This is a genomic window from Acinetobacter sp. CIP-A165 (assembly GCF_000367985.1).
Classification (GTDB): domain Bacteria; phylum Pseudomonadota; class Gammaproteobacteria; order Pseudomonadales; family Moraxellaceae; genus Acinetobacter.
Genome location: NZ_KB849206.1, coordinates 418,923 through 420,248, shown reverse-complemented (window position 1 = coordinate 420,248; position 1,326 = coordinate 418,923). Strand labels below are relative to the sequence as shown.

The window sequence follows — 1,326 nt, the reverse complement described above, 5'->3', positions numbered from 1 at the left end:
AACGAGTCGTTTAAATTCCCCATCATTAAATCGAGTTAAATTTTCATATTTCATGGGGCTAGTATAAACAATTTTTTACTTTCGCAAGAGATCTATTAATTATGAAATAACTATTAGATAACTAATGCTAAAATGGAGTAAATTGGTGACTAAACTAACATTTGTGAGTTATATAGTCACAATTTAATATTTGATTTATAACGTGCTAGCTAAATATGCAACAAAACAACCAACCAGTACACCAGCTAAGATCTCAATCTTTGTGTGACCCATGCGTTCTCTTAGCTGCTGATATTCAGGAGTATCTTTAGCTAATTGATTAATCGCCACCGCGTGTTTGCCAATCGCACGTCTTAAACTATTCGCATCTAACAGCACAATAAATGCGAGTGTGAGTGCAACCCCAAAAGCAGGTGTATCAATGCCTTCTTTAAGCGCAATAAGTGCAGCCATACTACTTACAATGGAACTATGATTACTCGGTAATCCACCATAGCCAATTAATCCAAAAGCCAGTTTTTTTGCTTTAATTGAATTAATAAGAAATTTTAGACAGCCAGCTACTAGCCAAGCCAAAAATGGGGTAATAAGGTAAATATAATAATTCACAAGATAATCCAAGATAAAGTTAAGCTGGCCATAATGTCCAAATACAACATGTTATCCATAAAACAACAGTCAATAAAATTTGCCAATCCTGAACGATTACGTCAGTCGGAGATTCCCCACCTTTTAAGGTTTCAACGATAAACCAGTAACGGAATAATCCAAACATTACAAAAGGGATTGTAATGATGAGTTGTGGCTGTACTGCCATCGTATATAAACTATAAAAAATGATTGCAGTAATGGCAGACATGCCTGCGAAGCGGTCAATCAAACTTACTGAATAGTGTGCAAGTACTCCACGTCCTTGTGAACCGCTTTGCACGAGTTCCTGACGACGTTTAATCGAAGCTAGATAAAGTGAAATACTTAATGTGGTAATAAACATCCAATCAGAGACAGGCACTGCAAGGGCGACCGCACCTGCATATACACGTAATACAAAACCAAAAGCTACAATGAAGATTTCAATAACTGGTTCATGCTTCAATTTAAAGGTATAGGCCCAATTCAGCAGTAAATATACGATGATTACGTAGATTACTTGCGGAGCAATGAGCCAAGAGAACCCTAAAGCAATATAAATCAAAGTTAATAAAATAATTGCACTTTGTGGACTTACCTGACCTGAGGCTAAAGGCCTTTTTTTGGACTTTTCAGGGTGCGCTCGATCTTTTTCTATATCCTTTAAATCATTAACAATAGATCTCTTGCGAAAGT

2 protein-coding genes are annotated in these 1,326 nt (G+C 36.3%); both read right to left on the bottom strand.

The features are described 5' to 3' along the window. Nucleotides 1-195: 195 nt before the first annotated feature. A complete protein-coding gene (locus F991_RS16260) occupies nt 196-609 on the bottom strand; it encodes a divergent PAP2 family protein (RefSeq protein WP_004673476.1) in 414 nt (137 codons plus the stop codon). Between the two features lie 19 nt (nt 610-628). Then, the coding region (locus tag F991_RS16255) for a decaprenyl-phosphate phosphoribosyltransferase (RefSeq protein ID WP_004673475.1) at nt 629-1,326 on the bottom strand (698 nt) is incomplete at its 5' end.